Origin of the sequence: Mycolicibacterium palauense, assembly GCF_002592005.1 — a bacterium.
GTDB classification, from domain to species: Bacteria; Actinomycetota; Actinomycetes; order Mycobacteriales; family Mycobacteriaceae; genus Mycobacterium; species Mycobacterium palauense.
In genome coordinates this window covers 1-1,348 of the sequence record NZ_NVQF01000198.1, presented here as the reverse complement: position 1 = coordinate 1,348, position 1,348 = coordinate 1, and the positions used below count along the sequence as shown (strand labels likewise).

1 protein-coding gene and 1 other annotated feature are annotated in these 1,348 nt (G+C 65.1%); the gene reads right to left on the bottom strand.

Annotated features, from left to right (window positions below):
• Positions 1-31: 31 nt before the first annotated feature.
• A protein-coding gene (locus tag CSR00_RS29835) for an IS3 family transposase (RefSeq protein WP_099025945.1) occupies positions 32-1,293 on the bottom strand; the annotation gives its coding sequence in 2 pieces (ribosomal slippage) (positions 32-990 and positions 990-1,293; 1,263 coding nt in all).
• Positions 863-994: a sequence feature (AL1L pseudoknot), on the bottom strand. (Overlaps the previous gene by 132 nt.)
• Positions 1,294-1,348 lie beyond the last annotated feature (55 nt).

Sequence of the window (1,348 nt, the reverse complement as noted above, 5' to 3'; positions counted from 1 at the left end):
TGAATCGCCCTGGTTCTGCCGGAGGCTCGATCTATTGGATTGCGACCAGCGGTTGGTCGCTCCGTTGAGCATCGTAGAACGCGGCCTCGAACTCGGTGGGCGGAATGTCGTGGAGGTAGCTGTGCAGGCGGGCGTTGTTGTGCCAGTACACCCAGCTCAGGGTGGCTAGCTCGACGTCCTCGACGGTCTTCCACGGCCCGGTGCGGGAAGGGCCGTAGATCAGCTCTGCTTTGTAGTAGCCGTTGACCGTTTCGGCCAGCGCATTGTCGAAGCTATCCCCGACCGATCCGATCGAGGGCAGCGCACCGATCTCGGCAAGTCGTTCGCCGTAGCGGATGGATGTGAATTGCGATCCGGCATCGGAGTGGCATCGCAAGCCCGGCAATGTGTTTCCGCGTGACCAACGGGCCATCTCCAGCGCGTCGAGAACCATTGTGGTGCGCATGTTCGATGCCACCCGCCACCCGACGATCATCCGAGAGAACGCATCGATGATGAAACAGACATAGGCCACCCCCGACCAGGTCGGCACATAGGTGAGGTCCGTTACCCATAGCTCGTTGGGCGCCGCCGCGGTGAAGCGGCGGTTGACCAAGTCGGGATGTCGGGCCGCGGCGGGGTCGGCTCTGGTGGTCTTGTGGCGTTTGCGGCGCCGGACCCCCTCGATGCCCAGGGTGCGCATCAGCCGCCCGACCTGGTCGCGGCCGACGTCGTGGCCGGCCCGACGTGCGGATTTCCACAGCTTGACCGCACCGTAGACCCGGTAGTTGTCCTCCCAGATGGTGCGCAACGCTGGCCCCAGTGCGGCGTCACGGACCGCCCGTGCCGACGGCGGGCGGGTCTTGACGTCGTAATAGGTACTCGGGGCCATCGACACCCCTGCGCTGCGCAGGACGGTGCAGATGGGCTCGACCCCGAACTCGGCCCGATTGGCGTCGATGAAGGCGACTATCTCTTGTGTTGGCGGTCGAGCTCCGCCCCGAAGAAACTGGCTGCTCGTTTCAGAATCTCGTTGGCGCGCTTGAGTTCCCGGTTCTCCTGCTCGAGTTCCTTGAGTCGTTGATGCTCCGCGGTGGACACCCCGGGCGCCACGCCCTCGTCGATGTCGGCCTGGCGTACCCAGGACCGTACCGATTCCACCCCGTAGCCGAGCTGGTTGGCCACCCGCGCCACCGTGCCCTGCGTGGTGCCCAGCTCGGCGCGCAAGGCACGCACCATCCGCACCGCCGCGGCCTTCTCCTCCGGGCTATAGCGGCGTGTCGTGGGCTTCCCAGCAGACTGTTCCTTCGGCATACCTGCATCCTCGTTTCCAAGGTCAGGAGCCTCCGGGATTTCCAGGGCGATTCAA